Origin of the sequence: Bacillus mesophilus, assembly GCF_011008845.1 — a bacterium.
GTDB lineage: Bacteria > Bacillota > Bacilli > Bacillales > SA4 > Bacillus_BS > Bacillus_BS mesophilus.
The window spans coordinates 839,694-858,469 of the sequence record NZ_JAAIWM010000001.1; the positions used below are offsets into that span (position 1 = coordinate 839,694).

The following is an 18,776-nucleotide window of genomic DNA, read 5'->3' on the forward strand; positions in this document are numbered from 1 at the left end:
AAACGTTTACAATGAAGGAAGGTTAAACAAGGAGTGGTAGTATGACATTTCGTATTGAAATTGATCATTCGATTGTGCATGAATTGGTCGGGAGCTTTTGTTTTCATATTCACCCACCAGCAGATAAATTTATAAAAGGCTTGGATATTGGAACCGAATGGTTTACAGAGAGGGACTTACAATTTAAAGATCGAAAACTAGATAAGCTAGAATTACAAAAATCGAATTATCCAGAGTTGATGAAGCTTTTGACCTGGCTTTGCCCCAAAAGCGATACTGTAAACGATTATCTTAACTGGTTTTCTTCACTGACAGCTGGTGACATTTATTTATTGGTTGAACCCTATTTAGACGAAAAGTTTTCACTCCCAACTGATTTGTCTTCACAACATAGCACTGCATCTACTTTTTTAAAGGATTGGTATGATCGTTATTTCCACAAGTATGAGCAATCTTTTTCAACAAGTCTTAAAGATGATGTTATGAGACAAAGACAAGGGTTAGAGGAACGAATAAATAAAGAAGACTTTATAGAGGATTTGACAGGTGGCTTAGTTATTGATGAAAGGTTACCAATCAAGGTGTTAAAGATTTTTCCTTCCACACATTTCTCGCCTTACTTCACCAGCTATACCTTTGGTGATATGGCTGTAACTTGTTATCCACCTGATGACGTTCAATCTAAAGATTTAATTATGAATCAAAAAATCATAAACATTGCTAAAGCCTTATCTGACGGTCGTAGATTAGACATTATTAGATTTCTTAGTCAGGGCAAAAAGACTTTCAAGGAAATCACTTCTGAATTAGGAACGACTAAGGGAACTGTTCATCACCATCTTCTTTTCCTTAAGGCTGCAAGGCTAGTTACGTTATATGAAGTTGGGGACCGACAAAGCTACGGTTATTATGGATTAAGAAAGAACTTCCCTACTGAATTTAAGAATTACTTGGAAGAGATTATTTCTGGTTGATTAAAATCTCTATAAAAGAGTTTGGTTTACGTACCAAGCTCTTTTTTGTGTCCACCTGTTTCAAAACACATTTAGTAAATCACACATAGTATCATACTAACTGAAAAATACTAGTATCATTACAGAATTTTTCACTCTAACATGATCGTTTTCACAAATGGCACTTTTCCTTAACAGCCAGATTTCTATCTTCAACTACAAAGGAGAGAAATAATGAAAAATGTTGCTGACGTTGTTCATATCGGGGAATTGATTGCTGTCTCAACAGTATTCAAACTAAATCCCTTTCAAATGACTATGTTATTAGAAAATGGTGAAATGGAAGTTTTTCAAAATAAAGAAACTTTCCATGAAAAATACGGAAAGATGGAAACCTATGACGAGTTAGATGATTGGTGTGAGTTAAATAATGGGAAGATTTTCACGAAGCTAAAATAGAAGCATCACAATACCACTATAAATTCTCTATGGTTATCTTAGTTCTTCACACAAACCAACTAGATCTTTTCTGCTCATCACATCATGCATCCTCTAAAGACCTTTCGAACAAGCATGGAGGGCTTTTTTTGTTTTACAACTCCCCCACTATACAAAAGGACAACCATCCAAAATATTGGTTGTCCTTGAAAAATAATTACACTGCGTTTTGTTGAATTTTGTTTAGTTTCAACATAACCCATCTAACAACAATACCCATAATAAGATAGATTGGTACAGAATATATATGCTTCCATTTAAGTAGTTCGTAAATTCCCAACCATTGAAAAACATTACCTCCAACGAAGGCTCCAAAGAACGCAAATACTACTTGTGCAAAAAGATAACTTTTCCACTTTTGAAACCTCTGATACATCAACATATAAAATACAGGAATAATCGCAAAATCAGCAGGATCCTACACTTCTCTTGGAAGTGGTGTGAGAGTATATGGATAAGTCCATAAGCCCGCTCCCGCAACTATTTGGTCCAGGATATAGGAAATTAACGCAATCATTACACCTACATATAAAATTTCTTTTATACGGCTTTTATCTACTAACTTCCAAAAGATAATATATGGAATAATAAATGAACAGATGATAATCCACCATTCCATAGAAAAGAGTACTTCACTGAAAAAGTAATCTAAACAAAGTTCTCGTAGTTCTGCATTTAGTTCCTGTATCTGCTTAAATTTCTCCACTATAACCTTCCACTTTTTTCCTTATAATCCCCAAGGTGTCGGACTTCTAAACCTCCTTCTGATTTCATGTAACTTTAGATAGGTAATCCTTTACTCAACTTAGCAAGACAAAATAATTCCCCAATAATTACACAAAATAAGATAATAAAAATTTAGGAGACATTTAAAAATGCTGATCTATTCAACTAGGAATAACACCGTTACTAAAAAAGATGAATTCTCCCTTCCTACTTCCAATGAAGAAATTGCATGGATTCATTTTCATCCAACTAATTCGGATCAATTTGATCATTTTATCAGTAGTTTAGACATTCATCCTTTGGCATTAAAAGGGCTAAAGGAATATAGTGATATCCCGAAAATAGATGTGTTTAAAAATGAGGCTATTATTTCTCTAATTGCGATTCAGCAGGATTATACTGAAGCGAAAATCACCATCCTAGTTGGTCATAATTATGTCGTATCAAAGGTTGAAAATGATCTCCATCTAGCTAAAAACCTAGAACAACCGTTTATGGATCATCCAGAAAGCATGTCACATGTGGGAATGATTCTTTTTCATATCTTTGATCAAACAATTTCTCAAGATCTTGAAATTATTGACCAGATCGCTGATGAAATTCAAAGCTTAGAGAAAAAAGTATTTAAAGATCCATTTGAAAACAAAATTGCTAGAAGTGTCTATCGCTGGAAAGCAACACTACACCAGTTAAGACAAACGATTGAAGCTCAAGAAGACGTAATGGAAACGATGAGTTCTGAGAAATTCCCTTACAATAACGAGGAATCAAGATATTTTATAGAAAGTCTAAGTAATAACTACGCTCGAGTTATAAATGGACTCGACACATTTAAAGAAAGTTTAAACAGTATTTTCAATCTACAGATGACACTTAAAGCGGACCACTCCAATGCGATTATGAAAACATTGACTCTCGTAAGCGTCATTTTTCTACCTATGACTTTTCTAGCTGGTTTATATGGAATGAATTTTGAAAAGATGCCAGAGTTGAAGTGGAATTACGGCTATCTATATGCCCTGATTTTAATGCTTCTAACAGGCTTGTCGATTGCCCTATTCTTCCGTAGAAAGGGATGGTGGGGTAAGGGAAATGATTATTAAGGTGAGTTCGAATAAGATCTGATACCACTTGCTCTTTGTGCAACATGGTAGTCCATTATAAAAGAGCACCACTTCATTGTGCTGCTCTTTAGATTTCCTGCCTGGTTTTCCGTTTACTTAAATAAAGAAAAATACTTGTAAACCAATAAGCCAAAAGTGCTAGGCCATAATCAATTAAAAAAAGGTAGAAGTTATTCATTCCATTCGTTAATCTATAGAATCCTAGCCATTGAAGTGTTCCAGCATAAATGAAAGCAAAAAACAGACTTACTACCAAACCATAAAGATAGAAGTTCTTATTTTTGTTTAAAGTATATTGATACAATAAAAGGTACGAGACAGGAAGAAGAGAAGCATCAATTGCAATATTTGATGTTAAAAAAGGGATCATAAAATATACGTACTCCCAGTAGTTGTGTCTATTCATGAAAGCATCTAAATAAGAGAGAAGCACATGGTATGTATAGCCATAAAAACAGACTAGAAATAATTTTTTCCAATCTACAAATAAGTAAAAAGCAAGTAAAGGTAAAACAAAAGTTGCAACAGCCATCCAAAATTGCATGGTATCAAATGATGAAAATGTCCACCAATATTGATCTATGAGTGTGGTAAGTTCATGTTCTAATTTATTAATATTATCTAGCATTTGCTCCCTCAAGATTTTCTTTTCTCCTTCCACTCCTACTTTTACTGATAGATTGTTAATAGTTTGTCAAGAAAAGGATATATTATGTTTGTGTTTTATCACAGCCTAAAACAAAAAGAGCGAATCCTAGTTAAAGGATTCGCTCACAAATTACGATTAGTAACGTTTTGACAACACAACAAATGATGAAAAAACAGTGATAATCGTCAATGTTGTCAATAGACAAACTGTCTGATATCCATTTAAATTAACGACTTCAAATTGAAGAAGTGGCATGAGAATGGCCATATACCCTAAGATAAAAAAATAGCTAAAAAACATTCCTTTTTCTTTTATTCTTTTTGAGCGTTCATCATTCTCTTTAAATTGCGGATAAAGATATGCTAAACAAAAAGTCATCACTGTTGTCCCTAAGAAAACCAGTTCATATCCAACAAAGAATTCCCCAACGGATAGGCTCGCAAAACTTATGATCAGACTATTAATTAAAGATATGATTCCTACTATTAAGAAAGTCCTTCTCCCTGCTTTACTACTCATTTGCATGATCATCATCTCCTACAAAGCAAGTATAAACTTGCTAAACTATTCCTCTTCTATAAGAAAAACCTCTTCCACGATTGTGTTAAAACAGCGTGCAATTTGGATAGCTAGGGGCAATGAAGGATTATAACGTCCCTTTTCGATTGAAATAATTGTCTGTCGAGACACACCCAACATTTCTGCAATTTGTTCTTGAGAGATGCCGTGTTCTTGCCTTAATTGTTTCATTCGGTTTTTCATAATAGCAAACCTTCCCCTCTAGATACTATTGTAATGTAAAGCAAACTTTACTGTAAAGGATACTTTACATAAAAAAAACACATCTTAGATATCAGATGTGTAACAAAAAAATCTCTATTTAACTTGTTCAACCAGATATTATCGGAGATGCCTGAACGATTAAAGCTAATAGTCTATACACTCATCCCAATAGACTTATTCCGTTACTGGTTATCTCTAATAGCAACATAATCATTTAATCTAGATTTAATGTTTTCACCAAAGAATAACACAAATAAATGTATGGGGATGAGAGAATATAAATTGAACTTTGTACTCGGTTTTATGACTTTATATTTAAATAAAACACGATCAAATGCATGAAGAACAAGTAATCCTTTCCACTTTGATTCCTGGCTTGAATATATAGTATTGACGGACCCGATGATTGCTGAGATACATGTATAAATAGGGACAAGAATGAAGTGTTCCCAATATTTCTCTTTCAGAATACCGATCTGGAATCGATACTTTTTAAACAACACTAGGCAAAAATATAAAATATTTGTATAACTAATCCAATAACCAAAGAAAATGGAAATATATATTTTTACTCTTTCCCCATTTAGAACGTCGTCCCACCACTTTGCAACAATATAGAAATAAATGGGCATTGCCGTAATTGTTAAAAACGTGCTCCATGTTTTATTTTTATAAATGCCCCAGTGAATAAATAAACGCTCAATAACGCCATATATTGAAGCAGCAACTATTCTCCATTTCCAACCTAATTTAAACATAGTTAGTATTGTTGCAGAAATGGGTATATAAACCGATTGTGATAATAGTGCTCCAAATACAGAATCTATCCATTTATTTTTAAAGATATTTGGGTTGTATTTATACATTTTGAAAACATTTAAGACAAAGTATTCGAATACATATCCTATTCCAATGCTAATAAACAAGAGACTAAATGTCTTATTACCCTTTTTATAGAAAGTTACACCTAATAAGAGAAAGTGAATGATTGCTAAAAAGATAAATGGCATACTTTTGTTTATATTAATTCTTGAAGATATTCCTATTAAGGTATTCACAAACAACAACCCCTAACCTGCAAATAAAACGGATTGGTTATATTATTAGTTAATGAGTTGATTTAATGCGATTCTTCTTAAAATTAGAAGTTTTTTTTTTCAAGCCTGATCGATATTGGCCAATCAATAATTAATCATGCAAACCCTGTGGGTTTGAAGTCAATGGTCGACCTTAAACCCTTAGCGAACCACGAAACCCTCTAACACCATAGTAGGAATCTGCTCCATTGTGATAAACAAAGACCGTTTCATAGCGACAATCACAAAATAAGGCCCCACCAAGGTTTCTAATATGATCCGGTGTTTGCACCCAGCTAGACGTTTTCTTATCGAAATGCTCCACCTTCTGCAGCTCTCGGTATTGTTCTTCCGTTAACATGTCGATGCCCATCGCATTCGCCATATCCATAGCACTATTTTCTGGTTTATGTTTTTTCCTTGCCTCCAGTGCTTCACGATCGTAACAAATACTTCTACGGCCTTTGGGACTTTCTGCTGAACAATCATAAAAAGTATATTCATTTGATTTTTCATCATAGCCCACAACATCTGGCTCTCCACCGGTTTCTTCCATTTGATACAGTGACCACAGTTTTTCTGGATTCGCTCCTAACTTTTCTTGCACATGGGTCCAGTCTACCTCTTGGTGTCGCTTCATGTTTTTCTCAAAACGTGCTTTCAGGGTATTAAGTAGTTCTTCACGTTTTTCAAATGATAATTCCTTATTTCTCACAGTCATATTTTCTTCCCCCCTTGTTATTACTCATAAATTAATATAATATTTCCCATTATTTCTATAGTCGAACGAATTTTTTTACTATTCATGTTAGTATATATTCTAGATTCTTACTAAACGTTGAATAGGAGTCATTCGTAACCATGACACATGAAATTCATCAGCTACTTATACAAATGATTTGTGTTTTATTTCCCATTTTATTCTTCTATGCTGTGTTAAATAGAAAAGTGAAATCGATACTTTATCGAAATATTCTTTTCTGTATCACATGTTTTTTCTCTATCTTTCTTTCTATACAAAATCCTATAAGCATTTCAGATGGTAGATTAATGGACCTACGTTGGGTCCCACTTTACTTATCTTATATATATGGGGGACCTTTCGTAGGTCTAAGTTGTGCCTTATTTTTTGTCTTTATCCGGCTCGGCATAGGTGGAGACGGTATGTATCCTGCCTTTTTGCTAATTCTTCTTTCCATATTGTTTGTCATTAAAATTCGCAAAAATTACACAAACTGGAAGCTAGGAAGAAAGTTATTTATAAGCTGTACCTATATTTTTATTGCAACATCTTCGCTTCCTTTAATTAGTTCCATTATTTATTGGGAGAACTCCTATACTAATCCTTACATACATATCTATTTCTCAATTGCTAATGTTCTAACATTATTGTTGACCATCTATATCATTGAAACCATTCTAGAAAATGAATTGCTTCATAAGGAACTCATTTATGCTGAGAAAATCGCAGTATTAAGCCAATTAGCTGCAAGTGTAGCACATGAGGTAAGAAATCCATTGACCAGTGTTCAGGGTTTCCTTCAATTATTAGCTTCTTCATCAAACAAAAATGATAAAGATTTAGAGTATATCTCCATTTCACTTAATGAATTAAAACGCGCAAATGACATTATTTCTGACTATTTGTCACTTTCAAAAAGAGGTACAAGTAATAGCCATACAACAACAGATATCTATGATGACATTCATTATGTACTTTCAACAGTATCTACATATGCGACCTTGCATAATGTACAAATCTTTAATCATGTAGATAAGTCCTTGATGCTACATGCAAATAGCAGTGACATGAAACAATTGCTGATTAATCTGATAAGAAACTCCATTGAAGCTTTAGATACAACACCTAATGGGATTGTTGAAATTTCGTTACAGGAATATGAAACAAAACTATTACTGAAAGTTTTGGATAATGGAAAAGGTATGACAAATGAACAAATAGAAAGGTTGGGACTTCCTTTTTACTCTACAAAAGAGAAAGGGACAGGCCTAGGGTTAATGGTTTGTTATAGAATTGTAGAATCGCTCGGCGGAGAAATTAAGGTAGCTAGTCAATTAGACAAAGGGACCACCTTTACGATCTCACTACCAAAGTAATGTCTCACTATTAATTGTATCGAATCTATTACTTTGTAAAAACCAGAGGCTTACTAACCTCTGGTTTTTATTACAATGAATGCATAATTTCTTTTTTGGGCAAGGGCTAAGCTACTACTTTTTCATTATATAGTCCTGTTTCACTTGATAGTTACCCAGAAGATGATTAACAAGTAGCCACCAGTATCTTGGCTGCCATTGCTTGATTACATGAATACTTTTCTATGATTAACCTCTCTCTAAGTTACAAACAATAAAAAAGAGTCGAGGATATATCTTAAACTCTTTTGTATAGATGCTGCATTCACAGATATAGATTACTGTCCAAACTGATAATTGAACAAGATATAACCCATAAATATCATTTCTAACTCTATATGATCCGGGTTATCTGGTACCAATTGATACACAGAACCTCTCACTCGTTCTCCCGTGGCTATAACAGAATCATCCAATGAAATCTCCGTTCTTGAGCCGATACCGAATGACTTGTAGTAATAGGTTTGATCACCATATTCTAGAAAAAGTCCTTCTTGTAATTTTGTTGCGTTCTTCAATGAGTAATCCGTGGAAACAGTACCAATTTGCCTGTCATTTCTATAAATGATCCATTCACTGTTACCCTTTAAATTATTCTCATTTCTTCCTTTAAATGTGACAGTATCACCGTTCGAAAGGGAGAAGTTTAGGTTTAGATACCATTGCCCAGGGTTATCCATGACATCTGCTACGACACGTTTCCACCATCTAGAATAACAACGTTGATAGGAACCAATATGATCAGTATTCAAGTACATGTGCTTCTTTGTTCTAGATACCCTGTCCCCCATCATAGTCACCATATATTGATCCTGTGGTTCAGGTTTAAAATCACGATCCTTGTTATATTGATATTTCATAACAAAGAGAAGGAATATGGACCCCACTGGAAACAAAAGCAATGTAAACAGCTGGTTCGCTTCAAACTCTCCATTCAGTATGTACCTAAGTGACATTCCGATGAATCCTGCAATAAACAGGACTAGTAATCTACTCATTTAATATCCTCGCTTTATTTTCTAACCTTACACAACAGTATTAAAAAAATTTTTCAGATCCAAAACGATCATGTTTTTTTGTTGTTTCTATTAATTACTATAAATCTTTAATTGGTTTAATGGCATCTACTATAAGTGAAATAAAACCTAGGGTGCCGCTTTTTACAAGCTATGCAGAATCTATTACCCCTCAACTAAAGCATGGTAGTCAATTAATTCTCCATCAACTTCCACTAAAATAACCAAAGGTGCATCTCCACTTTTGTATACTTCATCTGTTGAAAAGACTTCTGTTCCCTTTGGTAACTTACTTGCATAAAGATTCCTAAACCAATATCTATTAGAAGTTTTCATTTTAATTTCACCTATCTTCATCCCTTTGGAATAGCCCTCCTCTGGTTTGATATCAGGGTTCGTATTTGGAGAATAGATTAAATCATCTAGTTTGATGATATCCGCATCATTATTAACATCTAACATTTCTTTAGCTGTTGGGTTCCCCGTCGAACCACAGGCTGATAGGCAAAGAACAACTATTATAATCACAAGGATTTTTAAGTACTTAATCATATCATCATCCTTCTCTTCTAGAGGTTGGGTGCTGCCTAGTTTAATTCCTCCACCCGAATTAAGGCTTGCAGAACTCATCAATAGCTGAGATTACATTCTTTAAAACATCGATAGATTGTATGGGTTCTCCTTGGAGCTCTAAACTGTGGTCTCCACCCTGTACCACTTTTAAAAGTAGATTTTGCTTATGCTTCAATTGTTCAAAACATTCCTTAATATAACAGAAATCCTTATCTCCAATAATACAAAGTCCTTTATGATCACTGTTAACCATTCCATGAAACACGTTATCATTTTGTAGGATTGGAGTCAGCCATACTAGTTTTGCATCTTCGAACATTTCATGATGTAGTAGCTTACTTAAAGCCCTTGTTCCAATTGATTTAGCCACTACAAAGAAACTAGTGTATCTCTTGTCCTTGATTGCGTTGTCAATTGTAAGTTGTACATCTCTTGCAAATTCACGATCATTTAGATCTGACATTTCTTGTCTAGTAAAAGAATAGTTAATATGTAATACATCAAAACCTTTTTTGTAAAGTACTCCTGTTGTAAAGTGTAACAATGGAGCCTGGGTTGTGTAACCGGCCCCAGGTAAAATGATCACTAAGTTTTTTGTTTTTTCCTGCTGTTCGATTAATCTAAAAGGAAAACTTTTAGAGTTCACTTTATGATGAGTAGACACCGTTCTCTCACTCCCTAAGGTTTTTGTAGTTATCTATTCTTGACTGTCATCCAATTTTCCTTCTTCAAGCACATTGCCTTTTCCATAAAAAATAACGTCAACCCCTTCAGGATTGACGCAATAGTTTGGCTCATAATTAGTTAAGTTGATAGTTCTCCTTTAAAGACCGAGGTGCTAGTTTTAGCATCCTTTCGAATACAAGGATTGTGATTACGAGATCATCAACATATCCTAACAGCGATGTATAATCTCGAATTAAATCAATGGGAATTGCTAAATAGGTTAAGACTAACAAAGTCGCTAATGCCTTATAATGAAGCTGCACTTCGTTTGACTTGAAGAAGTCTTTTAAGAAAGGAATAAACTTCCAAAATTGCAATATAAATTTGAGACGGTTTATCATCTTCCACATTTATATCACCTTTCTTTCTATTTATTTTTTAGTTTATTAGTATGAATGGTATAGCTTTTTAGGGTTGTTATAATACTATTTTGAAACCTCGGGGGGTTATCTTTATCCCTATTTAAAGAGGAAAGGAACTGTGTCTCGATTACTGTCAATAAGCTGAATGTTATGAGTAAATTCCGTATATGCTTTTTCATCAAAATTATAATCGGTCTCCTTAGAATGTGATAATTACATCTTACATTTCTCTATGAAATACAATCAAATCAAAATCATGATCATTCGGCACTTTCATTATTAATTTTTGGGTTAACATGCTTCTCTTCAATTCGCTTTTCAATCTTCTCTATTTGCTCTCTATCCTTTAATAGCTCTTCTTTATTTTTTTGGATTAGCTCTGCATAAGAAGGTTTGTTTTTTCTCATTTTTGATCACCCTCGCAATGTAGTAATTGATATTGTAAAATAAGTTCGTCTAGTTTCTGACTTTGCACAATTGTATCTTCAGAACTTAGACCATACGTATCTGCATAGTTGGCTAATGTCCTAGATTCTTCATCTATTAATTCAAGTAAAGAATTGCGGTCCTTCATGTATTTCCTCCTAACATAAATGTAAAATAAAAAACCTTTACCACATGTGGTAAAGGTTTTTCAAGATACAAAAAGACCTTCACCATGGGTAAAGGTCTTGATAAAAAAAACAAAAGACCTCTACCAACAGGTAAAGGTCTTGCTAACAACGGTAAGGTTGCTAACAAAGCCGAGAGTATACAACTCCGAAATGACGACTTTGTTATAAAAGCTACTCCCCTTTAGGAGAACAATATTCAACTATTTGAGATAAAGATATCCTATTTTAGAAAGACTGTCAATGTCAAATCTATGTATTTGTTGCTAGGTAGGAACTTTGAGTTTTTTATAGGTAAAGCTTTTAGATCTACCAACAGCAGCCTCTATTGTTTGTAGTGATCCGACTCATTATTTATATCCCTATGAAATTGGACATCTCCTAATTCATTAAGCATAAATCAAAATACCAGCTATAAAAAATTCGGAAAAAGTGGTTTCGGTATATCTCACTTAATAGAAAGTCCACTACCTTGGTAGCAGGTTTTATATTGATTGATCATTAACAAACTCTGACAGGCTAAACCCCATTCGTGATAAATTTCTGTCTCCACGTTTAATGAAATTGTTTTATTAGACTCAGGATATTCTGGTTCTTCATTTTTAATAAACAGCGTGTTCTTGTCAGTCCATTTCATATTAAATTGAGTATTCACATCACTATAATAAATGGTTTTTCTTTCATTATTATTATTGTGATCAGTTATTTCCACCCATACATTCACACCGCCCGCTGCACCACCATAAAGTTCATAATAAGCATTAGCTGAATATCTATCTGTTGGTGACTTAATTGGACCGGGTCCCCTTTGAAATGATTCTCTATCTATAGAATTAAATGTGAAAAAGTATTGTGTATAGATAAAAATTATAGTTACTAAAATTGCCCCTACTATAGTTACAATCAGTAGCTTTCTAGAAAAAGATTTCTTTTTGAGAAGTGAAATGATGATGTTCACACATAATACCAAAAATAAAATAACGGTAATAAGAAATAGGAAGATCCCTACTAAGACTAAAATTCCAATCCCCCCTTTGTTAAATGAAACTGTAGACTAGTTTCTATAAAATGAGCCTCAATCCCTCCTTTAAAACAAAGAACTAATTTATAAAAGTTAAAGAACTCTGTTGTTTTTATAGCAGAGTTGTTTGTAGTGGATATTGAGAGGAAAATTTCTTAATGAAATAAAAATAAATGGAAATAGTATTAGGGACACATATAAGGGGGAAGTTTATGCTATTATTATTGAATCTGCTTGCTATTATAATTATCTTGTTAATTCCTTACCTATTATCTTCTGATCGCAAAATGATAAAATATCACTCCATTGTTTATATGTTAATCGCCCAGGTGCTAATTACATTATTTATGTTTAAGACGACAGTGGGAAGAATGATCATTAATTTTATCTCTTCCATTTTTGAAGTGTTAATAAACTTTGGATTAGAAGGTGTTAGCTTTGTGTTTGGTGGGATCACTGACTCACCATTTGTTTTCTTTTTTAATGTATTATTGATCATTATTTTCTTTTCTGCGATGCTTGGAATCTTAAACTTTTTAGGAATTTTACCATGGGTAATTCGGATCGTGGGTTCTGGGGTTTCAGCGATCACTAGACTTCCTAAGCTAGAAAGTTTTAATGCTTCCGCTTCTATGGTATTCGGGCAAAGTGAAGTGTTTCTAGCTATAAAAGATCACTTAGATGACTTAGATAAAGCAAGACTATATACGATTTCTGCAAGTGCAATGAGTAGTGTTTCGGCATCCATTATGGGATCATATATGACGATGGTTCCAGCACAGTACGTACTAGCAGCCATTCCCCTTAACATGCTAAGCGGATTGATTATTGCAACGATTCTTATGCCTTCTGAAGTAAAGAAAGATGACGATACGATTAATCTGAAAAATGTTCAGGAACGCGGAAACTTTTTTGAAGTTCTGTCTGACTCTATAATGGACGGAGCAAAAATAGCAGTAATTGTGGCGGCTATGTTGATTGGATATATTGCCTTAATGTCCGCGGTGAATAGTATAATCACTTTTATTGGAAGTGGAGTGGGCATCGATACTTCATTACAAGAAATACTCGGGTTTCTCTTTTCACCATTTGCGATTCTTTTAGGGATCCCAGTAGCAGAGTCGGTCGTAGCTGGTTCCATTATGGGTACAAAGCTTGTTTTAAATGAGTTTGTAGCTATGACTCAGTTGCAGGAGGTAGTGCCTGATTTGTCAGAGAGGACCATTGGAATTATCTCTACATTTTTAATTTCCTTTGCTAACTTTAGCAGTATTGGTATAATAGCAGGTTCAGTAAAGGCATTAAATGAAAGGCAGTCAAAGGTTATTTCTGAGTTTGGATTTAAACTATTATTGGGAGCAACGTTAGCCTCCCTACTTTCGGCTGCCATGGTTGGTCTATTTTTATAATAAGGCCACCAACGAATATCATTTTAACAACAAATTTTTGAAAGGGAGTATGTAAAATGAATATTGATTGGTTAGAATGGTTAGGTTATTTGGCCTCCCTTATTGTTCTTATTTCTTTATTAATGAGTTCAATTATTAAGTTAAGATGGATTAATTTAGTTGGGTCTAGTTTGTTTTCATTATATGGTTTTTTAATAGGTGCCTTACCCGTCGGTTTAATGAACTTGGGAATTGCCATGATCAACGTCTACTATCTTGTAAAAATCTATAATGCTAGTGCTAAAAAGGAATACTTTAAGATTCTTTCGATTGAAAAAGATTCGGAGTACTTTCACCATTTCCTTACTTACTATAAAGAAGGAATCAATAAATATGCAGATCCTTCTAAGCTAAAAGAAAACACATATGATGTAAGCTTTTATATCTTACGAAACATGGTACCTGCGGGTGTGTTTTTAGGGACTAAGCATGATGAAGGCACACTTAAGGTAGAACTTGATTTCGTTATTCCAGAATATAGAGACTTTAAAATTGGAAGCTTTGTATATGAAGATAGTAAAGACCACTTCATTAATAAAGGTTATCGTCGATTAATAAGCTATACTACGAGCGATGATCACATTGAGTACTTAAGAAAAATGGGTTTTCAGGAAAAACAAGCTGATGGAAGCAAATATTTTGAAAAATTATTAAAGTAATATACAACAGGAAGCTAGAATTAAAACTCTGGCTTCCTGTTTTTTTGTTGTTTAAACCTTTCTCGCAGCATTCATAAAAACTATATCTGGTGATTTAACTGTTTACACTTTATGGTAACTCAATTAATATGAAACTATATTGTATCTAAAGGAGGTTTCCCATTGATTATGAACGTGTAACTCCCACTAAGCTTGTTTTATTGTACAAGAGCACTCTGCTTTGGAGAGCAAGGGATTACTATGTTCTTTTTTTGTGAAACTTTTAGAATGAACATGCAAACAGGTTAAGTAGATAAAATGATGAATCGTTTTTTTCTATCTTAATTTGTCTTGTCAAAGAATCCTCCCCTTCAAATCGTAGGTTGCTTACGATTTTTTTATTTTGAGAGGAGATTTTTAATGAAAACAATACTAGAGAATTTTACTGTACGTTCGCCACAAATGACGGATGCAGAACGTGTCACTGAATTCGTAGCTACTGTTGATATTGATGAATTTGGATTCCCAGATATCGAAGTACAAGATGTTATAGACTTGTGGAATGAACTTTCACTTACGGATGATGTGTGGGTAATTGAAACTAGATCGGCCCCAAACCAAGTTGTTGGATACGGCTTTGTTGAAAAGACTGGGGAAAACCGTCTGTATTCAAGCGCATTCGTTCATCCAAACTATAGAGGAAAAGGTATAGGATCACACTTATTACAGTTAATTGATACTCGTGCATCAGAAATTAAAAACTCAACACAAAACTCTTTAACGCTAGACAACGTGGTTCCTGCAACTAATAAAGATGCAATTAATCTGGTTAGTGGAAACGGATATCATTTTCATACACTTTACCAAAGAATGCGTATAGATATGTCGGAGCTACCTGAGGTTGTTTCTCCTTCTGAAGGACTTGAGATAAAGCCTTATCAAGCTGAAAGAGATTCATTTATATTACACGCAGCTCACCAAGATTCTTTCCAAGATACAAGAGGGTTCACACCTGTATCTTTTGAAGACTGGATGAAGCAAAAAACCACCATCAACTTTGACCAAAGTTTTTGGTTTGTCGCTTATGCTGACAATGAAGTAGTGGGATTTATTATATGTAAGATTTTTGACGGTCAAGATGTGTACATTGATTCACTAGGGGTTAAAAGGGACTATCGTAAACATGGGCTTGGCTTAGCTTTGATCAATACAGTGTTTAGAGAGGCATTTCAACGTGGTAACAAAACTGTTTTAATTAGCGTAGATTCTGACAGTTTAACGAAAGCAAACCTTCTTTATGAAAAAGCAGGATTTAAAACTTTATTTAAAGTTGCCATGTTTCAAAAGGAAGTAGCTCAATAAACATATGCTAAAGAACAAAACCAGCTTGTTTTATAGGAAAATCATTCTTTTTTTACGGAGACAACCATTCAAACTTTAGTAGTCAAAACATCTTTATAAGTTTTTTTCATACAATGCTTATAGAGGTGATGAAAAGTGGTAAGAGTAAAATATACCGATAAAGATGTTGATGTAATGGCAAGAATGATGAGGGCAGAAGCCGAGGGTGAAGGAAAACAAGGGATGCTAATGGTTGGAAATGTCATTGTAAACCGACGCAAAGCTGATTGCTTAGATTTTAAGGACCTAAGGTCAATACGTGATGTGATTTTTCAAGTACAGGGTGGAAATTATTCTTTTGAAGCTGTACAAAAAGGCAATGTATTTTATAATCGAGCAAGAGATGTCGAAAAAAAGTTAGCTATACAAAACTTAAAATATTGGAGAGAACATCCTTCCAAGTACTCTCTTTGGTACTTTAATCCGTATGCTGAATGTCCTCCTACCTGGTACAATCAACCATTCACAGGGAAGTATAAGCAGCATTGTTATTATGAACCGATTGCTAATACATGTGAAGGTGCTTATCGATTTTAAGTGTTTTACAAATGGCTGTAACATAGACCAAATTGTTCTTTGTTACAGCTTTTTTTACGTTTTCTTAGCGCAGAGGGTTAATTCCTTACCAGTTAGAAAAATTTACATATAATGTAATAAATGTATGTTACTATTTAGAAAAAACCACTTTTGGAGGACGTCATGTTATCTTTTCTAAAAGCGTTATTTCTTTCATTCTTACAATTAGGTGGACTCACTATTTGTTTAATTCTTTTAGTACCCATTTTGGTATTTGTTCTTGTTATTAAGCTTAGAAGACAAAGAGAAAATTAAGATACTAGCGTTCCTCTTTTTCTCACAGGTTGACCTCTCAGGGTAATGGTCCGAGCTTTAAGCGTATATGATTTATAAAGGACCCATGAATAGGTGTCTCAATTATTTTTCCAAAATATCTTTAAAAGTGAGGACTTCACATGAAGAATTGGTATAACCAGCGGCAAGAAAAGCGGAGAATGAAACGAGGTCATAAGAACCCTCGTGAATATACGTTTGGTGATTTTTTGCTAGACCTTCTGCTTTGGATTCCCGAACTATTTCTCTTTCCGTTTAGAGTCATATTTTGGTTAGTTCGAGGATTGGGAAGATTGATTGGACATATATTTGATGTTGTTTAAAGAGAGTAAATCTTCTTACTAAGATCTACTCTTTTCTAAAGGCAAAAGAAAAAAGCGACCCTCTCCTTGAAGAATCGCTCTGATTACACACACTTTTGTATCAACTTTCGTTTATTTAAATGATTCCCCAATTTTAATCATGGTTTCTTTTGAAAGCTTCTCATTTGAGGTGAACATATAAAACGTATTTCCTTCGGTCCACTTCATAATGTTGCCTTCAAGATAAGTCCCTTCATGACCGCTCACACTTATTTCTTCTTCCTTATTATTTCCATGAATCCCAGAGGCCATCTCAGGATCTGTCTTACCTGACCTAACCGTGAAGAGTACTCCATCTTTTCCATTCAAATTTATAGAAATATCTTTTGGAGTGTGTGGATTATTGGTATCACCTTCAACTATTTCATAGTTAATAATTTGGACTGGAAGTTTACTAGGTAATTTATGTTCAACACCTTTGTTTTTAAGTTCAAGAGCTAATTCCGTGAATTCGTAATCTACAAGATCCAGGTTCGGATCCATTAAACGATGCTCTACTTCTGGTTTTTCTTGAATATACAAGATGACATCTCCGTAAGCTTCTCCATCTAACACAACTTTAAACTTCCATTCCCCACTAATAGGTACACTAGTGAAAAAAACGAATCTTTCCAAGCTATCATAACCAGGTGAAGGTTCTGTTATTGTTTGAGGAGGTACGGCCGTTTGCTGCAAGCCCGTCTCTTTATGAGTAGCGTAAATCGCCAATGTCTTTCCTTCATAGGTCTCGAATGGTTCTGAGAAACTTAGCATATACCCATAGGACTTTTTAGCAGTAAGGGCCGGGTCTGGATATATAGAAAACAGTACTTTCCCATCCTTTACGAATTGATCTCGTGGTTCCCAGTTTTGTTCAGTGATTACGGAGTGAATTCCTCCTTGAGAAGGACTAGGATTTACTGGGGAATTTGTTAATTCAAAAGTTAACATGATGGCTGCGAGCACAATCGTCACGGGAGTCATGACGTACACTAGATATCTCTTCAGTTTAATAGACTCTATTTTTCCCTCTCCATGCAAGGCTTTTCTAATCTTAATCTTCTGGATTTCTGTAAAATGGGTACCTTTATGTGTGGTTGAGTTCATCGCCTTACGTAAATTTGTTAGCTTTTCCTCCATCTTCTTGTTCACTCCTTTCTATTAGTTCTTTTAATCGTGCTCTTCCTCTACTTAATCTCGTTTTAATTGTATTTTTATTTAGTGCAAGTATAGAGCTGATTTCTTCAATAGATAGTTCCTCATAATAGTAAAGTATAATGACTTCTCGAAATTTGACTGTCAGCGATAGCACACTTATTGATAAAAGCTCTTCATCACTTTGATGAATCAAGGTCATTTCTGGTGTAGGTTCCTTAGCTATAAAGAAACGAAATAGATTTGAATCGAAAATCACCTTTTTCATATAAGAACTCTTTAAAGTATCTTTACATTTATTAATCGTAATTCTATAGATCCATGATTTAAAATAGGTTACCTCATCCAGTTTTCCGTATTGTTTATAGCAGGTAATAAAAACATCCTGTACCACGTCCTCAGCTAAGCTCCAATCCTTTAGATAGTTGTAAGCAACCTTGGTAAGTCTCTCCCCATATTCATCCATTATCTGCTCGAACCATACATCTTGATCTTCCAACTGATGTCGATCGTTCAACCATTTCACCTCTTTTCTGTTAATGCTAAGACGATTGAGTTGTTAATTGGTTTCAATTTAATGACCAAAAGGCGCAAGCGCCCGGTTAGTCCCGACAAGCAAATGTTCCTACATCAATAAAAGGGCGCTCTTTCCCTTTTATTGATGTAGGG

The 18,776-nt window shown here is 34.2% G+C and carries 25 protein-coding genes; 10 read left to right on the top strand and 15 right to left on the bottom strand.

Features of this window, described 5'->3' with window-relative positions:
- Positions 1-41 precede the first annotated feature (41 nt).
- Positions 42-974, top strand: coding sequence for an ArsR/SmtB family transcription factor (locus G4D63_RS04265; protein WP_163177997.1), 933 nt, complete (start codon positions 42-44; stop codon positions 972-974).
- A 213-nt stretch (positions 975-1,187) separates the two neighbouring features.
- Positions 1,188-1,412 (top strand): hypothetical protein, encoded by a 225-nt coding sequence (locus G4D63_RS04270; RefSeq protein WP_163177999.1) that lies wholly within the window; start codon positions 1,188-1,190, stop codon positions 1,410-1,412.
- Between the two features lie 457 nt (positions 1,413-1,869).
- Here G4D63_RS04270 and G4D63_RS04275 read toward each other — a convergent pair whose 3' ends face one another.
- Complete coding sequence (locus G4D63_RS04275) at positions 1,870-2,157, bottom strand: hypothetical protein (RefSeq protein WP_163178001.1); 288 nt, start codon at positions 2,155-2,157, stop codon at positions 1,870-1,872.
- Positions 2,158-2,326: 169 nt separating this feature from the next.
- Here G4D63_RS04275 and G4D63_RS04280 point away from each other — a divergent pair, with 169 nt between their 5' ends.
- The gene (locus G4D63_RS04280; protein ID WP_163178003.1) at positions 2,327-3,280 is read left to right on the top strand and encodes a magnesium transporter CorA family protein; all 954 of its coding nucleotides are present in this window, start codon (positions 2,327-2,329) and stop codon (positions 3,278-3,280) included.
- Between the two features lie 88 nt (positions 3,281-3,368).
- Here the strand turns inward: G4D63_RS04280 and G4D63_RS04285 are convergent, their stop codons facing one another.
- From G4D63_RS04285 to G4D63_RS04305, 5 genes are all read right to left on the bottom strand, one after another.
- Positions 3,369-3,941 (bottom strand): hypothetical protein, encoded by a 573-nt coding sequence (locus G4D63_RS04285; protein ID WP_163178005.1) that lies wholly within the window; start codon positions 3,939-3,941, stop codon positions 3,369-3,371.
- Between the two features lie 144 nt (positions 3,942-4,085).
- On the bottom strand, positions 4,086-4,475 hold the full coding sequence (locus tag G4D63_RS04290; protein ID WP_163178006.1) for a hypothetical protein: 390 nt from the start codon (positions 4,473-4,475) through the stop codon (positions 4,086-4,088).
- 39 nt (positions 4,476-4,514) lie between these two features.
- Positions 4,515-4,712 (bottom strand): helix-turn-helix transcriptional regulator, encoded by a 198-nt coding sequence (locus G4D63_RS04295; RefSeq protein WP_163178008.1) that lies wholly within the window; start codon positions 4,710-4,712, stop codon positions 4,515-4,517.
- Positions 4,713-4,915: 203 nt separating this feature from the next.
- A complete protein-coding gene (locus G4D63_RS04300; protein WP_163178010.1) occupies positions 4,916-5,791 on the bottom strand; it encodes a hypothetical protein in 876 nt (291 codons plus the stop codon).
- A 172-nt stretch (positions 5,792-5,963) separates the two neighbouring features.
- Positions 5,964-6,530, bottom strand: coding sequence for a DUF4256 domain-containing protein (locus tag G4D63_RS04305; protein WP_163178012.1), 567 nt, complete (start codon positions 6,528-6,530; stop codon positions 5,964-5,966).
- A 173-nt stretch (positions 6,531-6,703) separates the two neighbouring features.
- Here G4D63_RS04305 and G4D63_RS04310 point away from each other — a divergent pair, with 173 nt between their 5' ends.
- Complete coding sequence (locus G4D63_RS04310) at positions 6,704-7,927, top strand: ATP-binding protein (protein WP_239585893.1); 1,224 nt, start codon at positions 6,704-6,706, stop codon at positions 7,925-7,927.
- 317 nt (positions 7,928-8,244) lie between these two features.
- On the opposite strand, the gene G4D63_RS04315 is transcribed toward G4D63_RS04310, so the two are convergent.
- The 7 genes from G4D63_RS04315 to G4D63_RS04345 all read right to left on the bottom strand — a co-directional run bounded on the left by G4D63_RS04315 (position 8,245) and on the right by G4D63_RS04345 (position 12,212).
- Complete coding sequence (locus tag G4D63_RS04315) at positions 8,245-8,964, bottom strand: tubby C-terminal domain-like protein (protein WP_163178016.1); 720 nt, start codon at positions 8,962-8,964, stop codon at positions 8,245-8,247.
- 183 nt (positions 8,965-9,147) lie between these two features.
- Positions 9,148-9,534, bottom strand: a complete 387-nt coding sequence (locus G4D63_RS04320) for a hypothetical protein (protein ID WP_163178018.1) — start codon at positions 9,532-9,534, stop codon at positions 9,148-9,150.
- A gap of 58 nt (positions 9,535-9,592) precedes the next feature.
- The gene (locus G4D63_RS04325; RefSeq protein ID WP_163178020.1) at positions 9,593-10,219 is read right to left on the bottom strand and encodes an alpha/beta family hydrolase; all 627 of its coding nucleotides are present in this window, start codon (positions 10,217-10,219) and stop codon (positions 9,593-9,595) included.
- 136 nt (positions 10,220-10,355) lie between these two features.
- Positions 10,356-10,631 carry a YkvA family protein gene (locus G4D63_RS04330; protein WP_163178022.1) on the bottom strand — a complete coding sequence of 92 codons (276 nt, stop codon included), beginning with the start codon at positions 10,629-10,631 and terminating at the stop codon, positions 10,356-10,358.
- A 272-nt stretch (positions 10,632-10,903) separates the two neighbouring features.
- Entirely contained in the window at positions 10,904-11,050 is a 147-nt protein-coding gene (locus G4D63_RS04335) for an FbpB family small basic protein (protein WP_163178024.1), read from the bottom strand.
- Positions 11,047-11,217 (bottom strand): aspartyl-phosphate phosphatase Spo0E family protein, encoded by a 171-nt coding sequence (locus G4D63_RS04340; protein WP_163178026.1) that lies wholly within the window; start codon positions 11,215-11,217, stop codon positions 11,047-11,049. Before G4D63_RS04340 ends, G4D63_RS04335 begins: the two co-directional genes overlap by 4 nt.
- Positions 11,218-11,702: 485 nt before the next feature.
- Positions 11,703-12,212 (bottom strand): DUF5412 family protein, encoded by a 510-nt coding sequence (locus tag G4D63_RS04345; RefSeq protein ID WP_338023891.1) that lies wholly within the window; start codon positions 12,210-12,212, stop codon positions 11,703-11,705.
- Between the two features lie 275 nt (positions 12,213-12,487).
- Here G4D63_RS04345 and G4D63_RS04350 point away from each other — a divergent pair, with 275 nt between their 5' ends.
- The 6 genes from G4D63_RS04350 to G4D63_RS04370 all read left to right on the top strand — a co-directional run bounded on the left by G4D63_RS04350 (position 12,488) and on the right by G4D63_RS04370 (position 16,934).
- Positions 12,488-13,684: a NupC/NupG family nucleoside CNT transporter gene (locus G4D63_RS04350; RefSeq protein WP_163178028.1), complete on the top strand. Its 1,197-nt coding sequence runs from the start codon at positions 12,488-12,490 to the stop codon at positions 13,682-13,684.
- Positions 13,685-13,740: 56 nt separating this feature from the next.
- Positions 13,741-14,382 carry a GNAT family protein gene (locus G4D63_RS04355; RefSeq protein WP_163178030.1) on the top strand — a complete coding sequence of 214 codons (642 nt, stop codon included), beginning with the start codon at positions 13,741-13,743 and terminating at the stop codon, positions 14,380-14,382.
- A 399-nt stretch (positions 14,383-14,781) separates the two neighbouring features.
- Positions 14,782-15,723, top strand: a complete 942-nt coding sequence (locus G4D63_RS04360; RefSeq protein WP_163178032.1) for a GNAT family N-acetyltransferase — start codon at positions 14,782-14,784, stop codon at positions 15,721-15,723.
- 135 nt (positions 15,724-15,858) lie between these two features.
- Complete coding sequence (locus G4D63_RS04365; protein ID WP_163178034.1) at positions 15,859-16,299, top strand: cell wall hydrolase; 441 nt, start codon at positions 15,859-15,861, stop codon at positions 16,297-16,299.
- A 162-nt stretch (positions 16,300-16,461) separates the two neighbouring features.
- Positions 16,462-16,593 (top strand): hypothetical protein, encoded by a 132-nt coding sequence (locus G4D63_RS22025; protein ID WP_275580241.1) that lies wholly within the window; start codon positions 16,462-16,464, stop codon positions 16,591-16,593.
- A 140-nt stretch (positions 16,594-16,733) separates the two neighbouring features.
- Positions 16,734-16,934, top strand: coding sequence for a hypothetical protein (locus G4D63_RS04370; protein ID WP_163178036.1), 201 nt, complete (start codon positions 16,734-16,736; stop codon positions 16,932-16,934).
- A gap of 111 nt (positions 16,935-17,045) precedes the next feature.
- On the opposite strand, the gene G4D63_RS04375 is transcribed toward G4D63_RS04370, so the two are convergent.
- Positions 17,046-18,092 carry a DUF4367 domain-containing protein gene (locus G4D63_RS04375; protein WP_163178038.1) on the bottom strand — a complete coding sequence of 349 codons (1,047 nt, stop codon included), beginning with the start codon at positions 18,090-18,092 and terminating at the stop codon, positions 17,046-17,048.
- Complete coding sequence (locus G4D63_RS04380; RefSeq protein ID WP_420837791.1) at positions 18,064-18,633, bottom strand: sigma-70 family RNA polymerase sigma factor; 570 nt, start codon at positions 18,631-18,633, stop codon at positions 18,064-18,066. Before G4D63_RS04380 ends, G4D63_RS04375 begins: the two co-directional genes overlap by 29 nt.
- Positions 18,634-18,776 lie beyond the last annotated feature (143 nt).

Coding starts and splice junctions, on each gene's coding strand:
- G4D63_RS04265 (WP_163177997.1), top strand. CDS start 42: ATGACATTTCGTATTGAAATTGATCATTCGATTGTGCATGAATTGGTC.
- G4D63_RS04270 (WP_163177999.1), top strand. CDS start 1,188: ATGAAAAATGTTGCTGACGTTGTTCATATCGGGGAATTGATTGCTGTC.
- G4D63_RS04280 (WP_163178003.1), top strand. CDS start 2,327: ATGCTGATCTATTCAACTAGGAATAACACCGTTACTAAAAAAGATGAA.
- G4D63_RS04290 (WP_163178006.1), bottom strand. CDS start 4,475: ATGCAAATGAGTAGTAAAGCAGGGAGAAGGACTTTCTTAATAGTAGGA.
- G4D63_RS04295 (WP_163178008.1), bottom strand. CDS start 4,712: ATGAAAAACCGAATGAAACAATTAAGGCAAGAACACGGCATCTCTCAA.
- G4D63_RS04305 (WP_163178012.1), bottom strand. CDS start 6,530: ATGACTGTGAGAAATAAGGAATTATCATTTGAAAAACGTGAAGAACTA.
- G4D63_RS04310 (WP_239585893.1), top strand. CDS start 6,704: ATGATTTGTGTTTTATTTCCCATTTTATTCTTCTATGCTGTGTTAAAT.
- G4D63_RS04315 (WP_163178016.1), bottom strand. CDS start 8,964: ATGAGTAGATTACTAGTCCTGTTTATTGCAGGATTCATCGGAATGTCA.
- G4D63_RS04320 (WP_163178018.1), bottom strand. CDS start 9,534: ATGATTAAGTACTTAAAAATCCTTGTGATTATAATAGTTGTTCTTTGC.
- G4D63_RS04330 (WP_163178022.1), bottom strand. CDS start 10,631: ATGTGGAAGATGATAAACCGTCTCAAATTTATATTGCAATTTTGGAAG.
- G4D63_RS04335 (WP_163178024.1), bottom strand. CDS start 11,050: ATGAGAAAAAACAAACCTTCTTATGCAGAGCTAATCCAAAAAAATAAA.
- G4D63_RS04340 (WP_163178026.1), bottom strand. CDS start 11,217: ATGAAGGACCGCAATTCTTTACTTGAATTAATAGATGAAGAATCTAGG.
- G4D63_RS04350 (WP_163178028.1), top strand. CDS start 12,488: ATGCTATTATTATTGAATCTGCTTGCTATTATAATTATCTTGTTAATT.
- G4D63_RS04355 (WP_163178030.1), top strand. CDS start 13,741: ATGAATATTGATTGGTTAGAATGGTTAGGTTATTTGGCCTCCCTTATT.
- G4D63_RS04360 (WP_163178032.1), top strand. CDS start 14,782: ATGAAAACAATACTAGAGAATTTTACTGTACGTTCGCCACAAATGACG.
- G4D63_RS22025 (WP_275580241.1), top strand. CDS start 16,462: ATGTTATCTTTTCTAAAAGCGTTATTTCTTTCATTCTTACAATTAGGT.
- G4D63_RS04370 (WP_163178036.1), top strand. CDS start 16,734: ATGAAGAATTGGTATAACCAGCGGCAAGAAAAGCGGAGAATGAAACGA.
- G4D63_RS04375 (WP_163178038.1), bottom strand. CDS start 18,092: ATGGAGGAAAAGCTAACAAATTTACGTAAGGCGATGAACTCAACCACA.